The sequence below is a fragment of the Pseudoduganella chitinolytica genome (assembly GCF_029028125.1).
Classification (GTDB): Bacteria; Pseudomonadota; Gammaproteobacteria; order Burkholderiales; family Burkholderiaceae_D; genus Rugamonas; species Rugamonas chitinolytica.
This window is the reverse complement of the sequence record NZ_CP119083.1, coordinates 1922454-1947633: the sequence shown is the minus strand read 5'-3', so window position 1 is coordinate 1947633 and position 25180 is coordinate 1922454. Positions and strand designations below refer to the sequence as shown.

Genomic DNA, 25180 nt, shown 5'->3' with positions numbered 1-25180 from the left:
CATGACGCGACGATCGCCTACTCTTCATCGCAATCGCGGCTTTACCCTGGTCGAAGCCATCGTCGTCATCGTCATCACCGGCATCGTGGCCACGTTTACCGCCGTGTTCATTCGCCTGCCCGTGCAGGGCTACGTCGACACGGCCGAGCGCCTCGCGCTGGCCGACGGGGCCGACACGGCGCTGGGCCGCATCAACCGCGAACTGCGCCTGGCCCTGCCCAACAGTGTCCAGGTCTCGAACGGCGGCACCACCCTGCAGTTCGTGCTGACCAAGGCGGGCGGGCGCTACGTGGACGTGAACGACGCGCCGCCCCCATCGATCCTGCCGCTGCGCTTTGACAGGACGTCGCTGCAGTTCGACATCGTCGGGCCCGCCCCGGCCGGGCGCGCCGCGATCCTGCCCGACGACCTGCTGGTCATCAACAACACGGGTGCGGCGCCTTCCCACGTGTATCTGGACAACCGCGACAACGTGGCGCAGATCGCGGCCATCGCGGGCAGCCGCGTGACCTTGCGGGCCAACAATCTGGGCACGCAGTCGCCGCCGCCGTACCGCTTCCGTATCGTTGCCGGGACGGTCACGTACGATTGCCGCAATGGCCGGCTGCTGCGCCACTTCACCAGGTCGATCCCGACACCGGTTGCGCCTGCCATCGGGGCCGCCAACGTGGTGGCCAACCAGGCGCAGTGCGCATTCGGCAGCGTGGCGCTGCCGACGCAGGCTGGTACCGAGCTGGTGTCCCTGTCTCTGCGGCTTTCGTCCGCCAGCGGCGAATCGATCGCCCTCATTCGCCAGACCCAGGTGGAGAACCTGCCATGAAGCCCAGCGCCATCGTCCGCCGGCGGCGCCGCAGCCGCGGCGTCTCCCTCGTCACCGCCATTTTCCTGCTGGTCGTGCTGTCCGGGATCGCCGCCGCCGTGGTTACCTTGAGCACCGCGCAGCACACCAGTTCCACCTACGACGTGCTGGGCGCGCGCGCCTACGAGGCGGCGCGCTCCGGCGTCGATTACGGCCTGCACGACTGGTTTACCAACAGGCGCTGTACCAACACGAACCTGGCGTTGCCGGCCACGCTGGCGGGCTTCACGGTGACGGTGCAGTGCTCGCAGAGCCCGATGCTGATGGCGGACGGCGTCACCGACCTGCAACCCGTGCGCGTCACCGCCACCGCCTGCAACCAGCCGGCAGCAGGCGCCTGCCCGAATCCGGCGCCCGGGCCCGACTACGTGCAGCGCGTCGTGCAGGCCACCTTATGAGAAATCCGATGCGCCTGGTCGCGACGCTGGTCTTGTCCCTGTTGCTTGCGCTGTCGGCGTTGCCGGCCTGGGCCGACACCCCCATCACGCTGTTCAAGAGCTACGCGGGCTACGTCAATTTCACGGGCACGCAGGAAACGCTGCGCTCGAAGTCGAACGGCCAGGATGCCTGCTCCCTCGTCAAGAACGTATCGATGACGCTGTCCGGCATTCCCAGCGGCGGCACCGTGCTGGCGGCCTACCTGTACTGGGCCGGCTCCGGCTCGACGCCGGACTATACGGTCACGTTCGACGACCAGGTCTACACGGCGCCCACCAACCGGCAGCACCGCTCCAGCACGGTGGGGTACAACTTCTTTGCCGGCGCGGCGGACGTGACGGAGCGCGTCAAGTCGCGCCGCAACGCGGTCTACACCGCGAGCGGCCTGACGGTGGACAACAGCTCGCTGTTCTGCGGCGTCCAGGGGGTGCTGGGCGGCTTCCAGCTGCTGGTCATCTACGACAGCAACACCAAGGGCGACACGTTCCGCGTGCTGAACATCTACGAGGGCTTCCAGTACATCCGCAACTCGCGGGTGGAGCTGACCCTGGCGAATTTCCTGACGCCGTCGCCCGTGGGCACGGGCCGCATCGGCCACATCACATGGGAAGGCGACTCCAGCCTGGGGCAGGACGGCGAAAACCTGCTGTTCAACGGCGTGCCGATGAGGGACTCGACCAACCCGGTGGGCAACCAGTTCAACTCGATCAGCAACATCAACAACGACCAGACGTCGTACGGCATCGACTTCGATGCCTACACGGTCGCCAGCCCCACGATCGCGGCCGGCCAGACGTCCGCCAAGACGGTCTACGAGTCCGGCGCCGACCTGGTGCTGATGAACGCGGAGATCATCGCCGCGCCCAACGTGCTGGCGACCGACCGGGCCATCGCGATGACGGTGGACGGACCGCTGATCGAATCGACGCCCACGAGCTACACGATCACGGTGTCGAACAACGGCCCGCTGGCCGAATCGGGCCCCATCATCGTACAGGATACGCTGCCGGCCTCGCTGATCGTGGGTACGCCGACGGGCACGGGCTGGACCTGCACCAAGGAGGGCCAGAAGGTCACCTGCACCTACGACCGGACCAAGACCATGGCCGTGGGCACGTCGCTGCCGCCCATCACGATCCCCGTCACGCCGGTGCGCGGCGTGTCCGGCCTGATCACCAACAGTGCCTCCGTCGGCGGCCAGCTGTTCGACTACTACGACGCCAACAACACGGCCACCGTCAGCGTGCGTGCCGGCGTGGCCGACTTCACGCCGCAATTCATGTTCACGGACGCGATCTGCGTGCACGGCAAGCCGTTCGGCGACCCGGGCCAGACCTGCAAGCCCGTCAACTTCGATCCGTCGCTGGCGAACACCGACCTGCGCATGTTCATCTCGTACGTGGTGAAGGGCGTGCCGACGGCGATGGCCAACAACGACACGAGCCTGGCGATGAAGTTCGCCCTGTCGTGCCACAACCCGACCGCCAACGCGGGCGTGCAGGCCACCTACAATATCTCCAGCAGCGTGCTGACGTTGCCGCTGTGCGCGTCGAACGGGGCGATCCCGGCGCAGACGTCGGCCACCTGGAGTGGCTTGCACAACATCGTCTTCGACGGTGGCACGCCCAGCACGAAAGTGGAATTCCAGCTGCGCTACCAGGACGTGGGGCGGGTCGAGCTGCTGGTGTCGGACAAGGACGGGCGCCTCGGCTCGACCGGCTCGTTCGTGTCGCGCCCGGAGAAGCTGGTGCTGCTGCCGTCCTCGATGAACTTTGCGAAGACGCCAACCAGCGCGACCGAGACCCGCTTCGTGCGGGCCGGCGAGCAGTTTTCCATGGCGGTGCAGGCGCGCATGGTCGGCTTGACCACGCCGGCCCCGAACTTCGGCCGCGAGACCGAGCCGGTGGCGGTGGCGGTCATCGCCACGCCGGCCAAGATCGAAGGGGGGGGACCGCTGCCGGCCATGGTGGCCGACCGCGAGCCGGACGACTGGTTCAAGCCGGTGCCATTGCGCGGATCCTTCGGCGCCTTCTCCGGCGGCGCCGCTGCCGGCACCGACTTCGCCTACGACGACGTGGGCGTGCTGCAGCTCGATGCGCAGCTGGTGTCGGGCGACTACCTGGGCAGCGGCAACGTGTTCGCGGCCTCCGTCAACGTGGGGCGCTTCTTCCCGGCCTGGTTCAACGTGACGACGACGGGGCCGATGGACTGCGTGCCGGCGGCTGGCTGCCCGACCGCCGTCACGACGCCCGTCAGCGCGATCAAGACGATGGCGTATTCCAGCCAGCCGTTCGTGTACAAGGTCAGCGCCATGGGCCTGGCCAACACGGTGCTGCGCAACTACCGGCTGGAACTGGCGCATGACGTGAACCTTGGCGTTTACACGGCGCCGAACGGGACGACGGCACAGAACACACCCGCGACCAGCGCGTTTGGCGGCACCACGACGCTGACGGCCAGCCGCTTCACCGCAGGCGAGGCCAGCGCCACCGCCACCTACACTTTCCCCGCATCGGTACGGTATACGTGGGGCGGCACGAACGGCTGGGCGACGCCCATCTCGGCCTACCTGCGCGCGGCGGAAGTGGCCGGCTGGGACAACATCACGTCGAAGCGGGCCGCGGCCGTCGAGGGCGGGGTGCGCATCGCACTGGGCCGGACCTACGTGCCGTCGATGCAGGCAGCGGCCGACCAGTCCGTCACGGTGCCGGTCAAGGCGCAGTTCTACGGCACGCAGGGCGGCTTCAACGGCTGGTACGACAGCACGTCGGACTCGGCCAGCAAGTTCCCCTTGACGGACGTGCGGTTCGATCCCTGCACGCCGCTGGTGGGCGCCACGCGCTGCCAGCTGGCGCCCAAGGTCGACGCCGGCACGTCCGGCGCCTATGACGCCGGCATTGCGAACGTCAAGCTGGCCGCGCCGGGGGTGGGCAGCAGCGGATCGGCCCTGATGTGGCTGAATGTCCCGGGCTGGTTGCCGTCGATGAAGGGCGCGCTGACCTATGGCACAGTGCGCTCGCCAAATCTGCACACCTATATCAGAGAAATGTACTGAATCATGCACTTTCGGCATCGTTCGTGCACCCTTGGCGCAAAAATGTCGCGCACGCCGCACGCACTGGCCGGGCAACCGGCACTTCTTGAATATAATCAAGCCACTGCGGCGGTCAGCGGAAGTGCCGTGGCAGCATTCACCGTGGAGCGGAACTGACGCATGGCGTTCTGGCGCAAGGCAAGGAAGAAGGACGGCTGGCTGGCGATGGTGCCGGCGGGCGAGGGCGTGCACGCGGCCGTCGTGCGGCGCGAAGGCGCCGGCAAGCCGGCGGTGCTGGCGTGCGCGTTCCACCCTGGCGCCATCGCCGAGCTGGCCGCGCTGCTGACCCGCGTGGGCCGCGAGCTGCACGCCGGCCAGCACCGCTGCGCCAGCGTGCTGCCGTTCGGCGCCTACCAGCTGCTGTCGCTGGACGCGCCCAACGTGCCGGCCGCCGAGATGAAGACGGCCGTCGGCTGGCGCCTGAAGGACATGATCGATTTTCCTGTCGCGGACGCGACGCTGGACGTGATCGACATTCCTGTCGCCAGCAACGGTCCCACCCACAACCACCACGTGTTCGCGGCGGTTGCGCGCAATCCCGTCGTCGAGTCGCACCAGAACCTGTATGCGGAAGCCAAGCTGCCGCTGGAAGCCATCGACATCGCCGAGATGGCGCAACGCAATATCTCGGCGCTGCTGGAGCCGGAAGGGCGCGGGCTGGCGATGCTGTCGTTCGACGCCGGTGGCGGCCTGCTGACCGTCACCTTCAAGGGCGAGCTGTACCTGGCGCGGCGCATGGACATCACGCTGGCGCAGGTGGAAGGCCCGGCCGACCAGCGCCAGCAGCACTTCGACCGCATCGCGCTGGAGCTGCAACGTTCGCTGGACAATTTCGAGCGGCAGTTCCAGTACGTGGCCGTGTCCAAGCTGGTGCTGGCGCCCACCGGCAGCTCGGGCCTGCACGATTACCTGTCCAGCAACCTGTACCTGCCGGTGGACATGCTGGACCTGGACACGGTGCTGGACCTGGACAAGGTGCCCGAGCTGCGCGATCCCGTCCAGCAGAACGGCTTCTTCCTCGCATTGGGCGCGGCCTTGCGCGACGACGGCGCGGCGGGAGGGGCCCCATGAGCCAGCAGATCAACCTGTTCAATCCCCGCTTCCAGAAGCAGAAACGCTATTTGACGGCGCCCGCATTGGCTTTGATGCTGGGCGCTGCGTTGTTCGGCTCGCTGGCGTTTGCCGTCGCCGCGCGCGGCCGCGTGGCGGTGCTGGAAACCGAGGCGGCCAAGTTGAACGAGCGGGTCAAGACGGCCGAGGCGCGCCGCGACACGACGCTGGCGGGGCTCGCACCGCGCGCGAAGGAAGCTGCCGTGGCGCAGCAGCTGGCGCAGGCCGAGGCGGAAAACCGCGCCCTGCATGGCGTGGCCGACATCCTGGAACAGAACCGGGTCGGCAACCCGCACGGCTACTCCGAATACTTCCAGGCGCTGGCCCGCAGCCGTGTCGGCGGCCTGTGGCTGACGGGCGTGGAGATCGACGGCGCGCAGGCCGATATCGGCCTGCGCGGACGGGCCTTGCAGGCCGAGCTGCTGCCCGGCTACCTGAATGGCCTGGCGCGCCAGCCGGTCCTGCAGGGCAAGGCGTTCGGCCACGTGGAGATCGCCCGGCCCGTGCTGGCCGCGCAGGCGCAAGCGCCGGCCGCGCCGGCTGCAAGCTCGGCTGCAACGCCCGCCGCCGAGCCGGCGGCGCCGCCGGCGCCGGTGGACGCGCCCTATGTCGAATTCTCGCTGCAGGCCGCCGGCAGCCGCCCCCTCGGCCAGGGAGGTACGCCATGAAGGACCAATGGCTGAAGTGGGCGGCGAAGATCGATGCGTTGTCCGTGCGCGAGCGGGTGCTGATCGCGCTGGGCGGCGTCGCCGCGATCGTGTTTGTCGTGTATTTCGGCGTGACCGATCCGGCCAACGTGCGGGAGCGCTCGCTGCGCGCGGCGATTACCCAGCAGCGCGGGCGCCTGGCCGCCATCGACGTTGAAATCACGCAGAAGATGGCGGCCGCGCAGGCCGATCCGGACGCGGCGGCGCGCCAGCGCATCGTCGCGCTGGCGACCGAGAACGGCACGCTGCGCGCATCGCTGCGCAGCACCCAGAAGGCGCTGGTGCCGCCTGCGCGCATGAGCGCGCTGCTGCAGCAGATGGTGCAGCAGAACAGCCGGCTGAAGCTGGTCTCGCTGAAGACGCTGCCGCCGGCCGGCACGGCGGACGGCAATTTCGCCGACACCCCCGTCGATCCGACCGGGCCCGTGTTGCCGGTGACGAGCCTGACGACGACGCCACCCGGCGCGGCCCCCACGCCGGCGCCGCCCACGCCCATGGCGCCGGCGGGCGACGACAATGCGCGCCCGCTGCTGTATCGCCATGGCGTGCAGGTGGTCCTGCGCGGCGCCTACGGCGACATGGTGAGCTATATGGAAGCGCTGGAGCGCATGCCGGCCCAGGTATTCTGGGGCAAGGCGGTGCTGGACGCGACCGAGCACGACAAGGCGACACTGACCCTGACCTTGTATACGCTGAGCCTGGACGAGAAATGGTTGGCCCTATGAGAACTCCCCTGCTGGCGCTGGCCGGCCTGCTGTGGGGCGCCACCGCCTCGGCCCAGGTCGCCGGCGATCCCACGCTGCCGCCGCCATCGCTGTACGCGCCGGCCACCGCGCCGGCCGCGGCCCGGCCCGCGCTGCCGGAACTGCAGTCGATCCTCGTCTCGCGCGAGGCAGGCGGGCGCCGCGTCGCCGTGATTAGTGGCGAAATGGTACGGCAGGGCAGCCGCTTCCACGGCGCCACGGTCGAGCGGGTCGGCGAGAACGAGGTCGTGCTGCGGCGCGGCCGCGCCACGCAGGTGTTGAAGCTGTACCAGGGCCGGCCGCCGGCTGTCGTGGCCAGACCCGCGCCAACATCCGAGAACAACGCAAAAAAAGAGACGCAATGACGAAGCCCCACACCAAGCATCCCCTGATTCGCGCCGTTGCCCAGGCCACCGTTTGCCTGGTGGCGCTGGCCGGCTGCGACACGGCGGCCCGGCGCGATACGTACGACGAGATCAATCGCCAGATGCAGGCCGCCGCCGCGAAAGGTGCGCAACCCGCGTCGCCAAGTGCCGTCGAGGCCGCGCTGCTGCCCCCGGTGCCGGCGCTGGCGGCGCAGCTGCCGAAGGCCCGCGCCGTGCTGGAAGAGCGCTTCAACGTGGCGCTGAACAATGTACCGGCCCAGCAGTTCTTCAATTCGATCGTCGCCGGCACCCGCTACAACATGCTGATCCATCCGGACGTGACGGGCACCATCACGGCCAACCTGAAGGACGTGACGGTGCAGGAAGCGCTGGATGCGATCCGCGAGCTGTACGGCTACGACTACCGCATCGAGGGCAACCGCATCACGATCCGGCCGCTGACGATGCAGTCGCGCATCTTCCAGGTCAACTACCTGACGGCCAACCGCAAGGGCAGCTCGAACGTGCGGGTGTCGTCCACGTCGATCAACACGGTGGCGACGAACCAGGGCAGCAACGCCAACGGTACCAGCTCGACGCCAGGCAACAACAGCGGCCAGACGCAGAACGGCATGCCGGGCGGCGCCCAGGCCCAGCAGGAAGACGCCAGCAACGTCAAGACGACGTCCGACACGGACTTCTGGGGCGAGGTCCGGGCCGCGCTGGAGGCGCTGGTGGGCGGCGGCGAGGATGGCCGCAGCGTCATCATCAGCCCGCAGTCGGGCGTCATCGTCGTGCGCGCGCTGCCCGAGCAGTTGCGCGCCGTCGAGCAGTACCTGCGCGCGACCCGCCTGGCGGTGGAGCGCCAGGTCATCCTGGAAGCGAAGATCCTGGAAGTGCAGCTGAACAGCGGCTTCCAGTCCGGCGTCAACTGGGCGGCGTTCCGCCAGGGCGGCAACAGCCGCGGCTCGGCCGGCATCCTGACGCCGGGCACCGCATTGAGCACGCTGAACAACGGCGCCGGCGTCGTGCAGAGCACGGGTGGGCCGAACAGCATCTCCGCGCTGCCCGGCACGGCACTGGGCAGCGCCGCCAGCGCGGCCGGCACGATGTTCGGGCTGGCGTTCCAGACCAGTAATTTCTCCGCGATGATCTCGTTCCTGGAGTCGCAGGGCACCGTGCACGTGCTGTCCAGCCCCCGCATCGCCACCCTGAACAACCAGAAGGCCGTGCTGAAGATCGGCACCGACGAGTTCTACGTGACGGGCATCAGCACGACGACGAATTCGAACGTGTCGGGCAACACGACGACACCGAACGTGACCTTGCAGCCGTTCTTCTCCGGCGTGCTGCTGGACGTGACGCCGCAGATCGACGAGGAAGGCCACATCATGCTGCACGTGCACCCGTCCGTCAGCGAAGTCAGCACCGTCAACAAGAGCATCAACCTGGGCAGCGCCGGGTCGCTGAACCTGCCGCTGGCCGCGTCCAGCACGTCCGAGATGGACAGCATGGTGCGCGGCAAGGACGGCCAGATCGTCGCCATCGGCGGCCTGATGCGCCAGGCCATGAGCAGCGACCGCTCGCAATTGCCGGGCGTGGGCGACGTGCCGGTACTGGGCTCGCTGTTCCGCAACAAGGACAGCTCCATGCAGAAGCGCGAGCTGGTCGTGCTGATCAAGCCCACCATCGTCGACGGCGCCGGCAGCATGACGCAGGACATGCAGGACGCCGCGCGCCGCTTCCAGCAGTTCGACCCGGCCGGGAGTCGCTGATGTACGAAGCCCACTTCGGCCTGCGCGAGGTGCCGTTCTCCATCACGCCGGACACCAGCTTCTTTTTCGGCAGCCCCCATTCGCAGGAAGGGCTGAACACGCTGCTGGTGGCCGCCCGCAACGGCGAAGGCTTCATCAAGATCACGGGCGAAGTGGGCACCGGCAAGACGCTGTTGTGCCGCAAGTTCATGGCGATGCTGGGCGACGATTTCGTCACGGCCTACGTGCCCAATCCCTACCTGGAACCGCGCGCGCTGATGCTGGCCCTCGCCGACGAGCTGGAAATCGTGCTGCCGCGCGACGTCGACCAGCACCAGCTGGTGAAGTCGCTGACGACGCGCCTGCTGGAACTGGCCGCGCGCGGCCAGCACGTGGTGCTGTGCCTGGACGAGGCGCAGGCGATTCCCATCGAGAGCCTGGAAGCGCTGCGTTTGCTGACCAACCTGGAAACGGAGAAGCGCAAGCTGCTGCAGATCGTGCTGTTCGGCCAGCCGGAGCTGAACGCGCACCTGGCCAGCCCGACGATCCGCCAGCTGGCCCAGCGCATCACGTTCCACTACCACCTGGGGGCGCTGCGGCGCGACGACCTGGACTTCTACCTGGCGCACCGGCTGCGCGTGGCCGGTTTTGCCGGCGCGCGGCTGTTCGCCAAGCATGCCGTCGATGCGCTGTTCCGCGCCACGGGCGGCATCCCCCGGCTCGTCAACATCGTTGCCAACAAGGCGCTGATGCTGGCGTACGGAGAAGGCCGCCAGCAGGTCGACAAGCGCCACGTGGCGCTGGCCGCGCGCGACACCATCGGCACGACCCGGCGCCGCACCTGGCCGTGGCTGGCGGGACTGGCCGTCGCCGCCTCGCTGGCCGGTGGCATCACCCTGGCGCTGACACGATGAGCCTGATTAATAAAATGCTGCAGGATCTCGATGCGCGCGGCAGGGGCGGTACGCGCGCGGCGGACGCCAGCTTGCGCCCCGTCGCTGCCGCGCCGCGCCACAGCAGGCTTGCCATCGCGGCCGGTGCCGGCGTTGGCGTGCTGGTGGCCGCCGCGGCCGGGGTCGCGTGGTATTTCCTGCATACGGTGCCGGTCCCGGCCCCTGTTGCCGCGCCCGTACCGTTGCGGGGCAGCGCGGCCGCGCCGGTCGCCGCCAGCCCGGCCGCGCCGGGACCCGTCGTGGCGGCGGCGCCGCCCACCGCGACGCCTGCTCCGGTGGCACCCGCCGCCGCGCCGGAACCCCCACCCCCGGCCGCAGCCCCCGTGCCCGCTGTGCGGGCTGCGCCTGCCGTGTCAAGCGACGCAGGCGAAGCCGCGCCGGCACCTGCGCCGCGTGCGCGCCGGGCCGAGCCCCGTCCAGCAGCCGTGCCCGCCGAGCGGCCGGTGGCCGCCCGCACGACTACCGTCACGATCGCGCCGTCGTCCGGCGAACCCGGCGCGCAGCCGCAAGCGGAGAACGCCTACCGCCGCGCGCTGGCAGCGCTGCAGGATGGCCGGGTGGCGGAAGCCGTCGCGGGCCTGGAGAACGCCGTCTACCTGCAGCCGCGCCACGAAGCCGCGCGCCAGACGCTGGCCGGACTGCTGCTGGAGAATGGCCGGAGCGACGAGGCCCAGCGCCACCTGCAACTGGGCCTGGCGCTGAATCCGAACCAGCCGCAGGTGGCGATGCTGCTTGCGCGTCTGCAGCTGGAAAAGAACGGCGCGGGCGCCATCGACACGCTGCGCCGCACGCTGCCGCATGCCACGGCCAACGCCGACTACGTCGCCTTCCTGGCTGGCGCGCTGCAACGGCAACAGCGCCATCGCGAGGCCATCGAACAGTACGAGGCGGTCCTGCGGCTGGCACCGCAGAACGGCGTGTGGTGGATGGGACTGGGCATTTCGCTGCAGGCCGAGCGGCGCAACGCCGACGCCCGCGCGGCCTTCACCCGCGCCCGCCAGGCCGGCCTGACGCCGGAGCTGCAGGCGTTCGTGGAGCGCAAGCTGGGGCAGGTGGAGTAGCCGCTGGGGTCTGTCCCTGAGCCTTCCCCACAAATTTCTGTTGTAAACGGAAGCGGAAGCTGTTAACTTTCAATCCCAAAAACGGCGCATGCATGGCTGTGTTAGCCCTTTTATTCGTAGCGACTAAACTGCGAATGAAAGGCACAGACCATGCATGCACAGCAAATCATACAGAAGTTTTTGGCCGATCAGTGCTCCGCGATGCACGCCAAACGGCGGAGATGCTTGGCCGATGCTGTCGAAGCGGCCCGCAGCGGCGGGCTGGCAATGATGGGAATGAGCAAGGCGCTAGAAAGTGAAGTAAGCCTACGCTATCGGATCAAGCGCATCGACCGCCTTCTAAGTAACGCTCACTTGGCCAAGGAGCGGGTAAGCATCTTCAAGGCCTTGGCGCACCACCTCCTGCCGCATCAGGAGCGCATTGCAGTGATCGTCGATTGGTCTGATTTGCTGCCGGATGTAAGTCAGCATTTGCTGCGCGCCGCCGTGGTAGTGGAGGGGCGTGCGATCACGATTTATGAGGAGCTGCATCCGACCAAGTCGTATGGCAGCAGACAAGTCCATCATCGTTTCCTGGAGACTCTACGGACGGTACTGCCTCCACAAAGCAGTCCAGTGATCATCACCGACGCGGGCTTTCGGGGGACTTGGTTCCAGATGCTCGGCGAGCTCGGCTACGATTGGATCGGTAGAATTCGTAATCTCGACACCGTTCGCGTAGAAGGCACCACGAAGTGGCAGCCTTGCAAAGAGCTTTACCCTCACGCCACTAAGGTCCCACGCGATTTGGGACGGTTCGAACATACCCAATCGCGCTTGGTGAAATGCCGTCTGACTTTGGTGAAGAAGTCGCCCCAAGGGCGAAAGAAATTGACCGTCTTCGGCAATGACGCCGGCAGCCATCACAGCAACAAACAGCGTAAGGGACAATCCGAACCCTGGCTGTTGTCCGTCTCACCAGGGCTATCGAAGCTGCGTGCAAAACAGATCGTCGCCTTATACAGCTGTCGCATGCAAATCGAACAGACTTTCCGCGACCTCAAAAACCCGCGGTGGGGGATGGGGATTCGCCACAGTCAAACACGCCAACCCAAGCGTCTCGCCGCACTACTTCTTATCGGCACCTTGCTCAGCTTCGCCCTATGGATCATCGGCATCGTTGCGCAAAGTCGGGGCTATCGTATGCGCTACGGCAGCAAACCCAAATCCGCGAAAACTGTGTCTATCGTTTCCTTAGCTCGCCAATGGCTCGCCGACGTCAGGTATCGAAGGCTGACGCACAGCCAGCTCCGCGAAGCTATGCAGGAGCTGGCTAATCTAGTACTCATCTATTAAAAATGAGGGGAAGGCTCAGGGTCTGTCCCCAACGGGGACTGACCCCGAAGTTTTGCATGCGTTGTCGGATCGTACCCGGAACTTCTGGGTCAGTCCCCATGCGGGGACAGACCCGGTGCCTCCGGAGCCGCAGGCTATCGCGCCGCCAAACTTCCCCAGATCGCCCGCATCGCAAACCGCAACTCCGCCTCGTCTTCCGTCAGCGCGCGTGCGATCTCGCCCTCGTGCGCGAGCCGGTGCACGCGCGGCACGGCCAGCGCCTGGCCGGCCGCATCGCGCAGGCAGGCGACTTCGGAACCCTCGCTGGCGATGGCGGGGCGGTAGGTGACGACGCCGATGCCGCCATCGGCCAGCTGCACCAGGGTGCCGGGCGGAAAGCGGCCGATGTGACGGTGGAAGGCGTCCCGCAGCGCCGGGTCGTGCTCGGCGTTCAGTTCGGCCAGCGCCACGTCCGGCGCCAGCGAGCGACGGTAGTTGCGGGCCGCGACGCGCGCGCAGTAGCGGTCCGCCAGCCGCAGCAGCCGCGCGCCGCGCGGGATCTCGTGCGCGGGAAGACCGTGCGGGTAGCCGGAACCGTCGTCGTCCTCGTGGTGGTGCAGCACGCACGCCAGCCATTCCTCGTCGCCGATGCCGGCGCAGGCCAGCGTGCGGGCGCTGTCTTCCGGATGGCGGCGCAGGCGGGCCCGTTCGTCACCGGACAGCACGACGCCGGGCAAGGCGACGCGCCGGTTGAAGTCGTCGTGGGCATCCAGCATCGCGCAGTTCATCGTCAGCGCGGCGGCGGCGATCGCCGCCAGGGTGGCATCCGGCAGGCCCAGGCCGCGCCCCACGACGGCGACGACGATGCCCGTCTCGATGCAATGCCGGACCGCATAGGTGCCGCCGATCTGGTTCAGGAGGATGCAGGCCAGCGCCACGTCCTGGCCCATGTCGACCGTGTGCAGCAGGTCGGCGGCCAGCGCGCGCAGGCCGGGGGCCGCCTCGCTCGCATCGTCCAGGTGCGCCAGCTGGTGTTCCAGCCGGCCGTGCAGGGCGTTCAGGGCCCGCAGCACGGACGTCTCGCTGTTGCCCTGCGTGACGTGGCCGGCGTCCATCGTCACACCCGGGCCAGGCGGTCCAGCGCCAGGCGCAACGTGTCGTCCTGCTTGGCAAAGCAGAAGCGCACGATGCCCGACTCGGTGCCGCCCCGGTAGAATGCGGCGACGGGGATGGCGGCCACCTTGATTTCGGTCGTCAGCCATTCGGCAAACGCCGCCTCCGGCTGGCTGGAGATGGCGCCGTAGCGCACGCACTGGAAGTAGGTGCCGTCCGCTGGCAGCAGCTCGAAGCGGCTGCCAGCCAGGCCAGCGCGGAACAGGTCGCGCTTGTGCTGGTAGAACGCGGGCAGCTCCAGGTAGGGCGCCGGATCGGCCATGTAGGCGGCGATCCCGTGCTGCATCGGCGTATTGGTCGTGAACACGTTGTACTGGTGGACCTTGCGGAACTCGGCCATCAGCGGCGCCGGCGCGGCCACGTAGCCGACCTTCCAGCCCGTCACGTGATACGTCTTGCCGAAGCTGGAAACGACGAAGCTGCGCGCGGCCAGCAGCGGGTGGCGGCTCATCGACTCGTGGCGCTGGCCGTCGTACACCATGTGCTCGTAGACCTCGTCGGCCAGGATCAGGATGTCGGTGCCTTGCACGATGGCGGTCAAGGCATCGATGTCGGCCTGGCGCAGCACCGTGCCGGTGGGGTTGTGCGGCGTGTTGATGACCAGGAGCCGCGTTTTCGGCGTGACGGCGGCGGCGATGCGGTCCCACGGTACCCGGTAGCCGGCCGGGCCCACGTCCATCTGCACCAGCACGGGCACGCCGCCGGCCAGTTCGACCGTGGGCAGGTAGCTGTCGTAGGCGGGCTCGATGATGATGACTTCGTCGCCCGGGTGCACGCAGCACAGGATCGCCGTCGTCAACGCCTGGGTGGCGCCGGCGGTGACGGTGATCTCGCTGTCGGCATCGTAGGCATGGCCGTACAGCGCGCCGATCTTGGCCGCGATCGCAGTGCGCAGCACCGGCGCGCCCGTCATCATCGGGTACTGGTTGAAGCCCGCGCGCATCGCGTCCGTCACCATGTCGACCAGTTGCGGGTCGCACGGGAAGTCGGGAAAGCCCTGGCCCAGGTTGACGGCGCCATGCTGGGCCGCCAGCTGGGACATGCGGGTAAACACGGTCGTGCCGACCGCCGGCAGGCGCGACGGGAGGGCCGGGGTGGTGGGGACTGCTTTAAGAGTGACTGACATGTTGGCTCGGATTGGCAGCGGATGGCCCATTCTAGCGCAGCCATGCCATCCGGTGGGGGCGGGCGCCCGGCAGAGCCGCTGCGGCCGGCATCCATTCCTCAAGGGGCATGGCGCGAAACATGCCGGCCTTGCCAGCCGTTTCGCCAAGCCGGCAGGGTCTGGTCCTTGCTGATGAGCCCGTGCGAGCCGCGATGGTCCGCCGCTTCAAGGCATTGCCAGTCCTCGAAATCGGCGCGGCGGGGCCGGGCGGGCGGCTTCGCAGGCCGGGCCAGTAGCGCAGCGTACCCGTGCCCACGCCGCCGTAACGATGCCTGACAGCCAATCGACAGGCGCATCGCAGGCAACTCCGGTAGACGCTGCCCCCGCGCGGGTTCATAATTGCCTCAAGCACTGAGGGCAGCAGCCCGCCACTTCCTTAAGGTCGGCGTCATGCAATTTGAAGAATTCGAATCCTTCTCCGTCAGTACACCGGCCGCGCACGCCGCTGCTTCGCCATTGGTGCGGTTGCAGTATCTGGTCGATAATACGCCCGCCATTATCTATTGCACGGTCCCCAGTGGCGATTTCAAGATGACGTTCGTCAGCAACAACGCCTACAACCTGCTCGGCTATCGGCCCGAGCAGATGGTGGCCGATCCCAACTTCTGGTTCGACCATATCCATCCCGACGATGCGCCAAACATCTTTTCCAGCCTGGCCAAGTTGTTTACCGAAGGCCAACGCGTGTACGAATACCGCTTCCGCATCCACGACGGCAGCTACCTGTGGATGCACGACTCGCTGCGGCTGATCCGCGACGAGCATGGCACGCCGCTCGAGGTGATTGGCTCGCTGACCGACATCACGGCCCGCAAGCGGATGGAGGAAACGCTGAAGGCGCGCGGCATCGAGCAGCGCCGGCTGATCGGCGAATTGCGCAGCGCCCACGAGCAGCTGCTGCAGTCGGAAAAGATGGCGTCGATCGGCCAGCTGGCCGCTGGTATCGCCCACGAAATCAACAATCCGGTCGGCTTCGTCAACTCGAACATGGGGGCGCTGAAGAACTACGTCGGCACGCTGCTGGACGTGATCGACCGCTACGAGCAGGCTGCGGCCAGCCACCCGGCGCTGGCCGCGCGACTGGCCGCGCTGCGGGCCGAGGCGGATCTCGAGTTCCTCAAGGACGACGTGGTCGATCTGGTGCGCGAATCGATGGACGGGCTAAAGCGCGTCAAGGACATCGTCCAGGCGCTGAAGGACTTCTCGCACGTGGGCGAAACCGAGTGGCAGATCGCGGACTTGCACCATGGCCTCGACAGCACGCTCAATATTGTCGCCAACGAGATCAAGTACAAGGCTACCGTCGAGAAGCAGTATGGCGTGCTGCCGCAGATTACCTGCCTGGCGTCGCAGCTGAACCAGGTGTTCATGAACCTGCTGATCAACGCCGCGCACGCATTGTCCGGGCAGGGCGTGATCACGCTGCGCACGGGTGCGAACGAAGGCTGGGTGTGGGTCGAAGTGGGCGACAACGGCATGGGCATCGCGCCAGAAAACCTGAAACGCATCTTCGAGCCGTTCTTTACGACCAAGCCCGTCGGCAGTGGCACCGGCCTCGGGCTGTCGCTATCCTACGGCATCGTCAACCGCCATGGCGGCCGTATCGAGGTAGCGTCGGTCGTCGGCAAGGGCACCCGGTTCACCATCCACCTGCCCGTCATGCCGCCGGCGGCCGCAAATGCCCAGAAACCACCCACTACAGGATGACCGAACCGTCGGCGTCGCGGCGGACCGTCAGCAGGCCAGGCTCCTCCGCCTCCAGCCGGCGCGCTTCGAGCTCTTGCGGCGACGGCGCGACCGGGGCGGGCGCGCGCGCAGCCAGCAGCGCGGCGCGCTGCTCCAGCGCCAGGTGCAGGCTGTCGGCCAGCTCGTTCGCGTCCCATGGCTTGCGCAGGAAGCGGAACGCCTGGGCCTCGTTGATGGCACTGAGCATCGTGTCGAACGACGGCGAACCACTCAGCATGATCCGGACTGTGTCCGGCGCCACGTCGCGCAGCGCCTGCAGCAGTTCGCCGCCGCTCATCTGCGGCATCATGTAGTCGCAGATCACGACGTCGAACTCGCAGACGCAGATGCGGTTGAGCGCCTCGAACGGATTGGTGAAGCATTCGATCTGCGGCCGCTCAGTGCCGTGCCATAGTTGCAACAGTGCCCGCTGCAATGCGCTCAGGATATGGGGGTCGTCGTCAACCAGCAGTATCTTTCTCATTTCTCGCTCATCCCTTGCTCATCTATTGCTCATTCTATCGCTGATTTATTGCTGATTCATTGTTGAGTAATTGCTATTATTACTGATTCCGTGCTCATCCACTGAGCATCGTTCGTGCTAGCTGGCTAGCCCGTGTTCCTGGGCGGGCGCACCCAAATGCTCAGGCGGCGTGCACTCTTGGTCTCGAAATCCTGCACCTGCTGGATCATCCGGGCATCCAGCACATGGTCCGCCGACAGCAGCATCAGTCCATCCCTGCTGACGAGGTCGCGCGCCAGCACCATGCCCGGCAGCAGTTCGCCCGACAGCAGCTCGACACCGGTCGTGTCGCCTTTGCCGCCACCTTCGACAATCTGCCGAAACGCCGCCACCACGTTAGGATCGTAGCGCGTGCCGCTGGCGCCGACGATCAGCGAACGGGCGCCCTCGGGCCGAAGGTGGCGCTGCACCATCGCGCCCTGTTGCAGGTTGTAGTAGTCGGCCGCGACAGCTAGGATACGAGCCCCTACGGGAATCGCCAGTCCGGCGGTACCTTCAGGAAACCCGGTGCCGTCGAAGCGCTCCAGCTGGCTGCGCAGGATGGCTGCGCTGCCGCGCAGTTCCTCCAGCGGCATCAGCAGCTCCGCGGCACGCACCGGGTGCTTGCGAAACTGGCCCAGCGCTTCGCCGTGCAGCTGCGTCAGCGGCGTGGCAAGCAGCTTATCGTCGAAGCCGATCTTGCCGATGTCGTGCAGCAGCGCGGCAATGAAGACGTCCTGGCTTTCGCGCGCCTCGAGCCCGAGCGCCAGCGCGATCTGGCGCGACAGATCGGCCACGAGGCGAGCATGGCCGGGCTGGTTGTGGGCGCGCAGTTCGATCATGCTGGACAGGATCTTGATCGTCGTGACGAAATTCTGTTTCAGCTTGTTGTTGGCCGCTACCGTGGCATTGTGCTCGGCCCTCAGCTGGCGCGTGCGCGCTTCCACCTTCGCCTCCAGGCTCTGGTTGAGCGCCTTCAGCTCTTCGTTCTGACGCGCTGTCAGCGCCTCGAGCCGACCTTTTTCCATCTCCAGTTGCCGCCGCTCCAGCCCGTGCCGCACCAGCAGCACGATGTCGTGGTCTTCCCACGGCTTCGTGATGTAGCGGTAGATCTCGCCGCAGTTGATGGCGTCCTGGATCGCGCCGATATCGGAGTAGCCCGTTAGCAGCACGCGCAGCGTATCGGGCCAGCGCCGGCGCACCTGCGCCAGGAAGCGGGCGCCGTCCATGACGGGCATGCGCATGTCGGAGATGACGAGGTCGACCGGCTCGCGTTCCAGGATTTCCAGGCCCAGCGAACCGCTCTCGGCTGTCAGCACCCGGTAACCGCTGGACCGAAACAGGCGCCGCAGCGCGGACAGGATGTTCGGTTCATCGTCGACGCACAGCAGCGTGGCGGTCGTGGTGGTGCTGGCGATAGCGCTCTGGTTCATCCTGCGTCCTCGCTGGCGGCGTGCTGATGCACCGGCAGGAGTACGCGAAAGCGACTGCCGCGGTCGGGTTCCGATTCCACTTCGATACGGCCGCTGTGCCGTTGTATGATGCCGTACGATAGCGACAGCCCTAGGCCGGTACCCTTGCCGACTTCCTTGGTGGTGAAGAACGGATCGAAAATGCGCGGCAGGATGTCGGCCGGGATGCCGCAGCCGGAGTCGGCTATATCGATCCAGATGTGGCCGTCGCCTTCGCGACCGGTGCTGACGGTAATGCGGCCCCGCTCGGCGCCCATGGCATGGGCGGCATTGACCAGGAGGTTCATGATGACCTGGTTGACCTGCACCGGCAAGCATTCGATGTCGGGAATGTCGCCATACTGCTTGATCACCTCCGCCCGGTACTTGACTTCGTTGCCGACGATGTTCAATGTCGAGTCAATGCCTTGATGCACATTGGCCCAGACCCAGTCCTGGTGGATATCGGCGCGCGAAAAGTCCTTCAGGTCCTGAACGATATGCCGGACCCGGACAATACCCTCGCGCGACTCGGCCAGCAGGGTGGGGATATCCCCGCGCAGGAAGTCGAGGTCGATCCGCTCGCGCATTGCGCGCAGCGCCGCAGCGCCGTCCATCACGGCCTCGGCACCCCGGTAGGCGTCGAGCATCGCCAGCAGCTGGTCGAAGTAGGTGTGCAGGGTAGTAAAATTGGAAAAGATATAGCCGATCGGATTGTTGATTTCATGCGCCACGCCGGCGGCCAGGTGGCCGATGGACGCGAGCTTGTCGGCCTGCATCAGCTGCTGCTGGGCATGTAGGAGTTGCCCGTTCAATGCCGTCAGCTCGAGGTTGCTGCGTCTTAGTTCGGCCTCGGCCAGGTGGCGCTGGCGAATGTCCGCCTGTAACTGCTCGTTCATTTCGGCCAGCTGGGCGGTGCGCCGTTCGACCAGGTGGCCCAAATTGTCGTGCGCACGGCGCAGCTCGTTTTCGGCCGCGCGCCGTTCGGTAACGTCGCGCAGCGTCTCGATGGCGCCGACGACACGCCCCGTGTGGTCGCGCAGCGGCGCGGCGGTAAAGTGCAGCCAGTGGCCGGACGGGCCGATATTGGGAAAGAAGTCCTCGGCTTCGAAGCCGCCCTGGATCAGCGTCGAGCGGCGCCATTTGCCCGGGTAGTGCAGCTCGGCACTGTCTTCCTGGCCAGCCACGATCAGGTCCGCCAGCAGCGGCCGCTGGTACTTGTAAAATGCCTGCCAGTGGCGCCCGGTGCCGACCATTTCGGCCTTGCTCCAGCCCAGCAGGTGCTCGCAGGCCCGGTTCCAGTGCGTGACGACGTGGGCCGCGTTGATGGCGAACGTGGGCACCGGATGGCCGTCGAAATATTCCGAGACGGCGATCTCGGCGGCGCCGGCGCCCGGCGGCACACCGGATAGCAAGGAATGCGCGGTCATGGGGAAAGCGTCTGGCACATGTCCTGATACAGCTGCTCGGTGGTGCCGAAAATGCCGTCCCAGGTATTCTCGTCCAGATCGAACGCATTCCACACCGCCAGCGACAGGGGCGGCACCTGGTCGTTTTCCGCGCCGCCCAGGTCCAGCGCCCGGGCCAGCACGTTGGCCGCCTGAATGACGGTGCTCAGGTTGGCCGGCGCCATGCCATCGTCGGCTGGCATGGCGTGGTGTTCCGCCACGGCCATCTGTATCGACTGTGGAAACTTCCAGTGCGCCGCCAGCGCCGCGCCGACAACGGCGTGGTCCGTACCGAACAGGGCCTGCTCGGCCGTGGCCGTGGTGCTGTCGTGCTGGCGTTGCCAGGTCGCCACGTGGCGGTAGTCGAGCGGAAAGCGCGTCACCAGCACCAGCGTACCCAGATCGTGCAGCAGTCCGGCCGTGAACGCCGTGTCCGGATTGACGCGCAGGTGAGGTGCGAGCACACGGGCAGCCACGGCACCGGCCGTGGCGTGGCGCCAGAACGCGCCGAAATCGAAGTCGCCGCCGGGGCGGGGCGTGAAGCTGGCCGTCACGGAGCATGCCGTCACGAGCGTGCGGATGCTGTGGAAGCCCAGCACCGAAATGGCCTGGGCGATGCTGGTTACCTTCGACTGCAAGCCATAGAAGGACGAATTGGCCAGGCGCAAGGTCTTGGCCGTCAGCGCCTGGTCATGCGTGATTTTCGCCGCCAGCGCATGGGTATCGATTTCCTCCTGCTCCATCGTCATGAGCAGTTCGGCCACCACGGCCGGCAGCGAAGGCAGGTCGCGCACACTGCGAATGATTTCGTCGGCACCCATCATGATGGACTCCCGCCGCGGTAAGCACGCAGCCGTTCCAGCAGCAGTAGACTGCCCGCGCCGGTGGCATGGCGGAACAGCCGTTCCAGGCGCTGCAGCTGGCGTTCCCGTTCCAGTGCGCGATCGCGCTCGAGCACGGCGAGATCGACGTCCACGTCAGGCGCCACCACGCAGCGCTCGACGCCGCGCCGGCGCAGCGCGGCCAGCAGCCCCTCCGTCAGTGCCGTCTCGCGCGGCACCAGCACGGTGCCGTGCGCATCGAGCAGGTCGGCGGCCAGGATCATGCCCGCGCTGGCATCCTCCAGGGCGATTTCGCTGGGCCCGCTCATGGCGCGGCCGCCCGGCTGAGCGAGATCAGGCTGCCGCGCGAGTCCGACCGCTCTCCCATCGGATACACGACGACGGCATAGTGCTGCCCGTCGATTTCGGCCTTGTGCGTATGGCTGGCCTGGCCGCCACCATCCCCGGCCGGTGCCGCCCCGGCATCGGTCGCCGCGGCGTCGACCGCCGCGCACAACTGCGGCAGGACGCTGGCCACTTCGTTGCCGAGCAGCGCGCCGTGGTGCCGGAACAGCGCTTCGGCCGCACCGTTGACAAAGGCGATCATGCCGGCATCGTCCATGCCGATCACTGGCAGTGGCAGGTGCTGCAGCAGCTCGCGCGCGATGTTCAGGCTGATTTCGTCGCGCGTGATCTGGCGCTGCTTTTCGGTCAGGAGCTCTTCCATGCGGCGATTGGCGGCGGCCAGTTCCTGGTTGGCCGTGCGTACCTCGAGGTCCAGGCGCCGGTTTTCGTCGGCGATCTCCTTGACGCGGAAGCCTTCGGCGATATGGCCGCGCAGCTGTTGGTCGTCCCACGGCTTGGTCAGGAACTTGTAGATCGCGCCTTCGTTGACGGCGTCCGTCACGGACTGCAGCTCGGTGTATCCGGACAGCATGATGCGGATCGTTTCCGGGTACTGCTCTCTGGCCTTGCGCAGGAAGTCGGCGCCGACCATGCCGGGCATGCGCTGGTCAGAGACGATCACGTCGACCGGTTGCGTGGCCAGCAGATCGAGTCCCTGCTGGCCGCTGTAGGCCGTGAAGATCTGATAGTGCTCGCTGCGCAGCAGCCGCCGCAGCGCGGCCACGATATTCGGTTCGTCGTCGACCAGCAGCAGCCGGCGTTGCGGCTTGTGCAAGCGCAGCAGGTGCGGCGGCAGCGCGCTCTGTTCGGTCAGCAGCAGGTCGATCTGTTCCGGCGTCGCGGGCGCGGCGAAGAAATAGCCTTGGATGTGATCGCACATGTTGCGGCGCAGGAAGTCGCACTGCACTTCAGTCTCGACACCTTCGGCGACGACGTCGATGCCCAGGTGATGCGCCATGGCGATGATGGCCCGGCACATGGCAGCATTGCCGCTGTCGGTGACGACATTGCGGACAAACTGGGCGTCGATCTTGAGGACATCGAACGGATATCGTCTCAGGTTGCCAAGCGACGAATGACCGGTGCCGAAGTCGTCCAGAATAAGGTTCAGCCCAAGGGCGCGGTAATTGGCCAGGAGCGCATCGCAGTTCGCCCCGGCATGGGCCAGCGCGGCCTCGGTGATTTCCAGCGACAGCAGTGCCGGCTGCATGTCGCTGGCCCGCACACAGTCCCTCACGGCCGCGCCGAAGGCGGGATCGCAAAACTGCTCGGGAGAGATATTGATCGCCACCTTGAGGCCCGCCGCGCCGTGGCCGCGCCAGCGGCGCGCATCGCGGCAGGCCTGCTGCAAGACCCACTCGCCGACGACGGCACCCATGCCGGCGGCCTCGATCGATGGCAGGGCCTCGGCCGCTTCGAGCAGCGCGCCGGCCGGATGGCGCCAGCGCAGCAGCGCCTCGACGCTGGAAATGGCGCCGCTTTGCAGGTCCACCAGCGGCTGGTACACCAGTAGCAGCTGGTCCTCGGCAAGGGCGCGGCGCAACAAGGTCGCGGCTTCTTCGTCGCGGCATGCGCCGGATGCGTGCGCCAGCTCCCCACTGCGGCCGGAGCCTGCGAAGGGAACGGCGGGACTGTACGCCAAATGCCCGGATGGTAACATTGCAGTCTGACGAAAGGTTAGGATGCGGGAAAAGCTGGACTTCCTTGCAGACGATTATACAGCCCGCATGTTCGGTTGGACGCCGTCCCGATAGCGATGTTGCCGATCGGCTACAATGTGGTGACGGGGCCGTCCGCCGGCATGTTGCCGGCCACGGATCGCAAGCAGGGCCGGCAAGCCCCGCTCCCGGGCTGGCGGCGCCATGCCGCGCCCCCGATGGTCAGGCGCCTGGCAGAGCGGAGCCGGCCAGCGCCCATTTCTCTGGCGGGATGACACGGAACAGGCCGGCCTTTTGCAGTCGTTTCGCCAGTTTCAGCAGGGCTTTGTCTTTGCTGATGAGCGTGTGCGCGTCGGCGTCGCGCGCCAGTTCGAGGAACTTCTGGTCGTCCGGATCGGTGCAGACCGGCAGGCGCGTACCCGATACCGGCGCTTCGACTACTTTGATCAGCGCGTCGAAACGGGCCGCCGCGACCGGGCGGCTGCCGTCGTCCAGCGGCAGGTGGGGATAATGCAGCACGATGTTGTACTCATCGCGGCAATCGGCGCGCGTGATCGCCTCGACGGCGCCGCTCTCGATGGCGGCGAGCAAGCCGGCCCAGCGCGGGTCATGGAACACGAACAGGTCGAGGCAGACGTTGGTGTCGATCACGACGCGTTCCGGCAGAGCAGGGGATGAAGGAGGTATCATATGGTATTCGTTTTACAGTACGGTTTTCGAAACACGGCCCCGAATCATATGCTGATAGTACTTTCCCCCGCAAAAAGTCTCGACCTTGAGACGCCTTCTCCCACCGATCACACCACCGCACCCGCGTTGCTCGAGCACTCCGAGCAGCTGATCGCCCAGCTGCGCGAGTTCTCGCCGGCCCAGCTGGCCGAGCTGATGGACTTGTCGGATGCGCTGTCGGCCCTGAATGTGGGCCGTTATGCCTCCTGGACGACAGCGCTGGACGACGCCCGCCAGGCCGTGATGACGTTCAACGGCGATGTCTACGACGGCCTCTCGGCGCGCACGATGGCGCCGCCCCAGCTGGACTACACGCAGTCGCGCATCCGCATCCTGTCCGGCCTGTACGGCCTGCTGCGCCCGCTCGACCTGATCCACCCGCACCGCCTGGAAATGGGCACGCGGCTGAAGAACCCGCGCGGCAAGGACCTGTACGCATTCTGGGGCGACCTGATCACGGACGCGCTGAACGCGACGGCGCGCGAGCAGGGCGCCCGCTGGCTGGTCAATTGCGCGTCGGAAGAGTATTTCAAGTCCGTGCGCAAGGCCAAGCTGGACGTGCCCGTCATCACGCCCGTGTTCGAGGAATGGAAGAACGGCAAGTACAAGATCATCTCGTTCTACGCCAAGCGCGCGCGCGGCCTGCTGGCCCGCTATGCGGCCGAGCGCCACATCACGGAGCCGGAACAGCTGAAGGCGTTCGACGTGGATGGATATGCGTTCGACGAGCAGGCGTCGAACGATGCGACGTGGGTGTTCCGCCGCAAGGCGTGAGGGGTGGGGGGGGACAGTCCCTGCGGGACTGTCCCCGGTTTTCCTCCGCGGCGCAAACGTTACCGAATGAAACCGGGGTCAGTCCCCGGTGGGGACAGCCCCCAAATCCAGTTCAGCTCCAGAACTTCCACCACTTGCGCTCCTGCTTCGGCGCGCCTTCCTCGAGGAACTTCGAATTCGGGAAGTTCAGCTTGAACACGCGCATCGTGTCGTCGCGCAGCGTGGTGTTGCCCAGCTTGTCATAGCTGCGCGCCATGATCCACAGCGCTTCCTCGACCGACGGCGAATCGCGGTAGTCGCGCACGGCTTCCTGTGCGCGGTTGGCGGCGGCGAGGTAGGCGCCGCGGCGGTAGTAATAGCGCGCCACGTACACTTCGTACTTCGCCATCGCGTTGATCAGGTACTTCATCCTGTCGACGGCGTCCGGCGTGTACTTGCTGTTCGGGAATTTGTCGACCAGTGCCTTGAAGGCGGCAAACGCTTCGCGCGTGGCTTTCGGGTCGCGCTCGGCGGGATCCTGCTCGTAGACGAAGTTCAACAGGCTCAGCTGGTCATTGAAATTGACCAGGCCGCGCAGGTAGTACATGTAGTCGACATTCGGATGGTTCGGGTGCAGCTTGATGAAGCGCTCCACGGCCGCCAGCGCCTGGGCCTGGTCCTGTGCCTTGTAGTAGGCATAGGCCACTTCCATCTGCGCCTGCTGGGCGTACACGCCGAACGGATAGCTGGCTTCGAGCTTCTCGTACAGCTGGATTGCACGCTCGTAGTGCTGGCCGGCCATTTCTTCCTTGGCCTCCGAGTATAATTTCGTTGCGGACCAGCCTTTGGTCTCGTCGGACTGTTCAGGCAGCAGGCCGCAGGCCGACAAACTGAGCAGTGCTACCGTTGCTGCCACCACCTTGATTTTTTTTTGCATGTTCTCGTGCAAGAA

At 66.7% G+C, this 25180-nt stretch carries 23 protein-coding genes; 13 read left to right on the top strand and 10 right to left on the bottom strand.

Annotated elements, in window-relative coordinates; translation table 11 throughout:
* The first annotated feature begins 1 nt into the window (after position 1).
* The 11 genes from PX653_RS08490 to PX653_RS08440 all read left to right on the top strand — a co-directional run bounded on the left by PX653_RS08490 (position 2) and on the right by PX653_RS08440 (position 12419).
* Positions 2 to 820 carry a prepilin-type N-terminal cleavage/methylation domain-containing protein gene (locus PX653_RS08490; RefSeq protein WP_277417454.1) on the top strand — a complete coding sequence of 273 codons (819 nt, stop codon included), beginning with the start codon at positions 2 to 4 and terminating at the stop codon, positions 818 to 820.
* Complete coding sequence (locus PX653_RS08485; protein ID WP_277417453.1) at positions 817 to 1257, top strand: pilus assembly PilX N-terminal domain-containing protein; 441 nt, start codon at positions 817 to 819, stop codon at positions 1255 to 1257. Before PX653_RS08490 ends, PX653_RS08485 begins: the two co-directional genes overlap by 4 nt.
* Positions 1254 to 4352 carry a DUF6701 domain-containing protein gene (locus PX653_RS08480; protein ID WP_277417452.1) on the top strand — a complete coding sequence of 1033 codons (3099 nt, stop codon included), beginning with the start codon at positions 1254 to 1256 and terminating at the stop codon, positions 4350 to 4352. The genes PX653_RS08485 and PX653_RS08480 overlap by 4 nt, the downstream gene beginning before the upstream one ends.
* A 159-nt stretch (positions 4353 to 4511) precedes the next feature.
* Positions 4512 to 5462, top strand: a complete 951-nt coding sequence (locus PX653_RS08475; RefSeq protein ID WP_277417451.1) for a type IV pilus biogenesis protein PilM — start codon at positions 4512 to 4514, stop codon at positions 5460 to 5462.
* Positions 5459 to 6169: a PilN family protein gene (locus PX653_RS08470; protein WP_277417450.1), complete on the top strand. Its 711-nt coding sequence runs from the start codon at positions 5459 to 5461 to the stop codon at positions 6167 to 6169. The genes PX653_RS08475 and PX653_RS08470 overlap by 4 nt, the downstream gene beginning before the upstream one ends.
* Complete coding sequence (locus PX653_RS08465; protein WP_277417449.1) at positions 6166 to 6933, top strand: type II secretion system protein M; 768 nt, start codon at positions 6166 to 6168, stop codon at positions 6931 to 6933. Before PX653_RS08470 ends, PX653_RS08465 begins: the two co-directional genes overlap by 4 nt.
* Positions 6930 to 7316 (top strand): MSHA biogenesis protein MshK, encoded by a 387-nt coding sequence (locus PX653_RS08460; RefSeq protein WP_277417448.1) that lies wholly within the window; start codon positions 6930 to 6932, stop codon positions 7314 to 7316. The genes PX653_RS08465 and PX653_RS08460 overlap by 4 nt, the downstream gene beginning before the upstream one ends.
* Entirely contained in the window at positions 7313 to 9091 is a 1779-nt protein-coding gene (mshL, locus tag PX653_RS08455) for a pilus (MSHA type) biogenesis protein MshL (protein ID WP_277417447.1), read from the top strand. Before PX653_RS08460 ends, mshL begins: the two co-directional genes overlap by 4 nt.
* Complete coding sequence (locus PX653_RS08450) at positions 9091 to 9984, top strand: ExeA family protein (protein WP_277417446.1); 894 nt, start codon at positions 9091 to 9093, stop codon at positions 9982 to 9984. Before mshL ends, PX653_RS08450 begins: the two co-directional genes overlap by 1 nt.
* A complete protein-coding gene (locus PX653_RS08445; RefSeq protein ID WP_277417445.1) occupies positions 9981 to 11084 on the top strand; it encodes a tetratricopeptide repeat protein in 1104 nt (367 codons plus the stop codon). The genes PX653_RS08450 and PX653_RS08445 overlap by 4 nt, the downstream gene beginning before the upstream one ends.
* A gap of 150 nt (positions 11085 to 11234) precedes the next feature.
* Positions 11235 to 12419, top strand: a complete 1185-nt coding sequence (locus tag PX653_RS08440; RefSeq protein ID WP_277413673.1) for an IS4 family transposase — start codon at positions 11235 to 11237, stop codon at positions 12417 to 12419.
* Positions 12420 to 12553: 134 nt separating this feature from the next.
* Here PX653_RS08440 and PX653_RS08435 read toward each other — a convergent pair whose 3' ends face one another.
* Positions 12554 to 13513 carry an HD-GYP domain-containing protein gene (locus tag PX653_RS08435; RefSeq protein WP_277417444.1) on the bottom strand — a complete coding sequence of 320 codons (960 nt, stop codon included), beginning with the start codon at positions 13511 to 13513 and terminating at the stop codon, positions 12554 to 12556.
* Positions 13514 to 13515: 2 nt separating this feature from the next.
* Positions 13516 to 14697 (bottom strand): pyridoxal phosphate-dependent aminotransferase, encoded by a 1182-nt coding sequence (locus PX653_RS08430; RefSeq protein ID WP_277417443.1) that lies wholly within the window; start codon positions 14695 to 14697, stop codon positions 13516 to 13518.
* A gap of 429 nt (positions 14698 to 15126) precedes the next feature.
* On the opposite strand from PX653_RS08430, the gene PX653_RS08425 reads away from it, so the two are divergent.
* Positions 15127 to 16443, top strand: a complete 1317-nt coding sequence (locus tag PX653_RS08425) for an ATP-binding protein (RefSeq protein WP_277417442.1) — start codon at positions 15127 to 15129, stop codon at positions 16441 to 16443.
* Here the strand turns inward: PX653_RS08425 and PX653_RS08420 are convergent.
* From PX653_RS08420 to PX653_RS08390, 7 genes are all read right to left on the bottom strand, one after another.
* Positions 16433 to 16945, bottom strand: a complete 513-nt coding sequence (locus tag PX653_RS08420; RefSeq protein ID WP_277417441.1) for a response regulator — start codon at positions 16943 to 16945, stop codon at positions 16433 to 16435. The two genes, PX653_RS08425 and PX653_RS08420, sit on opposite strands and share 11 nt — an antisense overlap.
* 125 nt (positions 16946 to 17070) lie before the next feature.
* Positions 17071 to 18396 carry a response regulator c-di-GMP phosphodiesterase, NosR family gene (gene nosR / locus PX653_RS08415; RefSeq protein ID WP_277417440.1) on the bottom strand — a complete coding sequence of 442 codons (1326 nt, stop codon included), beginning with the start codon at positions 18394 to 18396 and terminating at the stop codon, positions 17071 to 17073.
* Positions 18393 to 19844, bottom strand: a complete 1452-nt coding sequence (locus PX653_RS08410) for a PAS domain-containing sensor histidine kinase (RefSeq protein WP_277417439.1) — start codon at positions 19842 to 19844, stop codon at positions 18393 to 18395. The genes nosR and PX653_RS08410 overlap by 4 nt, the downstream gene beginning before the upstream one ends.
* Complete coding sequence (locus PX653_RS08405) at positions 19841 to 20686, bottom strand: HDOD domain-containing protein (protein WP_307731048.1); 846 nt, start codon at positions 20684 to 20686, stop codon at positions 19841 to 19843. Before PX653_RS08405 ends, PX653_RS08410 begins: the two co-directional genes overlap by 4 nt.
* Complete coding sequence (locus PX653_RS08400; protein WP_277417438.1) at positions 20683 to 21012, bottom strand: hypothetical protein; 330 nt, start codon at positions 21010 to 21012, stop codon at positions 20683 to 20685. The genes PX653_RS08405 and PX653_RS08400 overlap by 4 nt, the downstream gene beginning before the upstream one ends.
* The gene (locus tag PX653_RS08395; protein ID WP_277417437.1) at positions 21009 to 22634 is read right to left on the bottom strand and encodes an EAL domain-containing protein; all 1626 of its coding nucleotides are present in this window, start codon (positions 22632 to 22634) and stop codon (positions 21009 to 21011) included. Before PX653_RS08395 ends, PX653_RS08400 begins: the two co-directional genes overlap by 4 nt.
* Before the next feature lie 334 nt (positions 22635 to 22968).
* Positions 22969 to 23436, bottom strand: a complete 468-nt coding sequence (locus tag PX653_RS08390; protein WP_277417436.1) for a putative toxin-antitoxin system toxin component, PIN family — start codon at positions 23434 to 23436, stop codon at positions 22969 to 22971.
* A 48-nt stretch (positions 23437 to 23484) separates the two neighbouring features.
* On the opposite strand from PX653_RS08390, the gene yaaA reads away from it, so the two are divergent.
* Positions 23485 to 24249 (top strand): peroxide stress protein YaaA, encoded by a 765-nt coding sequence (yaaA, locus tag PX653_RS08385; protein ID WP_277417435.1) that lies wholly within the window; start codon positions 23485 to 23487, stop codon positions 24247 to 24249.
* 112 nt (positions 24250 to 24361) lie between these two features.
* Here yaaA and PX653_RS08380 read toward each other — a convergent pair whose 3' ends face one another.
* Entirely contained in the window at positions 24362 to 25165 is an 804-nt protein-coding gene (locus tag PX653_RS08380) for an outer membrane protein assembly factor BamD (RefSeq protein WP_277417434.1), read from the bottom strand.
* Between the last annotated feature and the right edge of the window lie 15 nt (positions 25166 to 25180).

What these genes read in the sequence shown, in the direction of transcription:
- PX653_RS08480 (WP_277417452.1), top strand. Translation starts at nt 1,254, where the DNA reads ATGAGAAATCCGATGCGCCTGGTCGCGACGCTGGTCTTGTCCCTGTTG.
- PX653_RS08440 (WP_277413673.1), top strand. Translation starts at nt 11,235, where the DNA reads ATGCATGCACAGCAAATCATACAGAAGTTTTTGGCCGATCAGTGCTCC.
- PX653_RS08475 (WP_277417451.1), top strand. Translation starts at nt 4,512, where the DNA reads ATGGCGTTCTGGCGCAAGGCAAGGAAGAAGGACGGCTGGCTGGCGATG.
- PX653_RS08445 (WP_277417445.1), top strand. Translation starts at nt 9,981, where the DNA reads ATGAGCCTGATTAATAAAATGCTGCAGGATCTCGATGCGCGCGGCAGG.
- PX653_RS08410 (WP_277417439.1), bottom strand. Translation starts at nt 19,844, where the DNA reads ATGACCGCGCATTCCTTGCTATCCGGTGTGCCGCCGGGCGCCGGCGCC.
- PX653_RS08390 (WP_277417436.1), bottom strand. Translation starts at nt 23,436, where the DNA reads ATGATACCTCCTTCATCCCCTGCTCTGCCGGAACGCGTCGTGATCGAC.
- PX653_RS08420 (WP_277417441.1), bottom strand. Translation starts at nt 16,945, where the DNA reads ATGAGAAAGATACTGCTGGTTGACGACGACCCCCATATCCTGAGCGCA.
- PX653_RS08425 (WP_277417442.1), top strand. Translation starts at nt 15,127, where the DNA reads ATGCAATTTGAAGAATTCGAATCCTTCTCCGTCAGTACACCGGCCGCG.
- PX653_RS08405 (WP_307731048.1), bottom strand. Translation starts at nt 20,686, where the DNA reads ATGATGGGTGCCGACGAAATCATTCGCAGTGTGCGCGACCTGCCTTCG.
- nosR (WP_277417440.1), bottom strand. Translation starts at nt 18,396, where the DNA reads ATGAACCAGAGCGCTATCGCCAGCACCACCACGACCGCCACGCTGCTG.
- PX653_RS08490 (WP_277417454.1), top strand. Translation starts at nt 2, where the DNA reads ATGACGCGACGATCGCCTACTCTTCATCGCAATCGCGGCTTTACCCTG.
- PX653_RS08485 (WP_277417453.1), top strand. Translation starts at nt 817, where the DNA reads ATGAAGCCCAGCGCCATCGTCCGCCGGCGGCGCCGCAGCCGCGGCGTC.
- yaaA (WP_277417435.1), top strand. Translation starts at nt 23,485, where the DNA reads ATGCTGATAGTACTTTCCCCCGCAAAAAGTCTCGACCTTGAGACGCCT.
- PX653_RS08435 (WP_277417444.1), bottom strand. Translation starts at nt 13,513, where the DNA reads ATGGACGCCGGCCACGTCACGCAGGGCAACAGCGAGACGTCCGTGCTG.
- PX653_RS08380 (WP_277417434.1), bottom strand. Translation starts at nt 25,165, where the DNA reads ATGCAAAAAAAAATCAAGGTGGTGGCAGCAACGGTAGCACTGCTCAGT.
- PX653_RS08430 (WP_277417443.1), bottom strand. Translation starts at nt 14,697, where the DNA reads ATGTCAGTCACTCTTAAAGCAGTCCCCACCACCCCGGCCCTCCCGTCG.
- PX653_RS08465 (WP_277417449.1), top strand. Translation starts at nt 6,166, where the DNA reads ATGAAGGACCAATGGCTGAAGTGGGCGGCGAAGATCGATGCGTTGTCC.
- mshL (WP_277417447.1), top strand. Translation starts at nt 7,313, where the DNA reads ATGACGAAGCCCCACACCAAGCATCCCCTGATTCGCGCCGTTGCCCAG.
- PX653_RS08400 (WP_277417438.1), bottom strand. Translation starts at nt 21,012, where the DNA reads ATGAGCGGGCCCAGCGAAATCGCCCTGGAGGATGCCAGCGCGGGCATG.
- PX653_RS08450 (WP_277417446.1), top strand. Translation starts at nt 9,091, where the DNA reads ATGTACGAAGCCCACTTCGGCCTGCGCGAGGTGCCGTTCTCCATCACG.
- PX653_RS08460 (WP_277417448.1), top strand. Translation starts at nt 6,930, where the DNA reads ATGAGAACTCCCCTGCTGGCGCTGGCCGGCCTGCTGTGGGGCGCCACC.
- PX653_RS08470 (WP_277417450.1), top strand. Translation starts at nt 5,459, where the DNA reads ATGAGCCAGCAGATCAACCTGTTCAATCCCCGCTTCCAGAAGCAGAAA.